The organism is Pseudomonas sp. 51_B (assembly GCF_017491595.1).
Lineage (GTDB): Bacteria > Pseudomonadota > Gammaproteobacteria > Pseudomonadales > Pseudomonadaceae > Aquipseudomonas > Aquipseudomonas promysalinigenes.
In genome coordinates this window covers 1-519 of the sequence record NZ_JAFGYW010000183.1, presented here as the reverse complement: position 1 = coordinate 519, position 519 = coordinate 1, and the positions used below count along the sequence as shown (strand labels likewise).

Here is a 519-nt window from a genome sequence, read left to right as displayed (position 1 = left end):
ACCGTGACCGTATGCAACTGCGCCTCGCCCTTGTCATCGACCAGCCATACCGCCGGGTCGCTGATGTTTTTCGTCAGCGCCGACCAGGGCAGTTCCACCGCCGATTTGCCGGTGCCCTTGGCGGTGGCACTGACCACCGAACCGAGCTGCATGCCCGGCGGCAGCTTGTCGAGGCTGACCTTGACCTGCACGGTGCCCGATTGCGCCGACACCGATGGCGTGATCTCACGCACGGTGCCGGTGGTTTTGATCTCGGGGTTGTCGAGCAGGCTGACTACGATCGAGCGATCGGACGGCCGCTCGGCCAGCAGCGATTCATAGACATTGAACACCGCGTCGCGGTCGCCATCGCGGGCGAGGCTGAAAATCGGCGCGGTGGCCTGCACCACTTGGCCGACTTCGGCCTGGCGCTCGGTGATCACCCCGGGTGCATCGGCGATCAGCGCGGTGTAGCTGAGCTGGTCCTTGGCGTTGGCCAGCTGCGCCTGCGCCGCGCTCAATGCGCTCTGGCTGCTGCGC

At 66.3% G+C, this 519-nt stretch carries 1 protein-coding gene; it reads right to left on the bottom strand.

All coding sequences use genetic code 11. The features are described 5' to 3' along the window. Nucleotides 1-519: efflux RND transporter periplasmic adaptor subunit (locus J5M56_RS24285; protein WP_207937980.1), on the bottom strand; the 519-nt coding region annotated here is incomplete at both ends.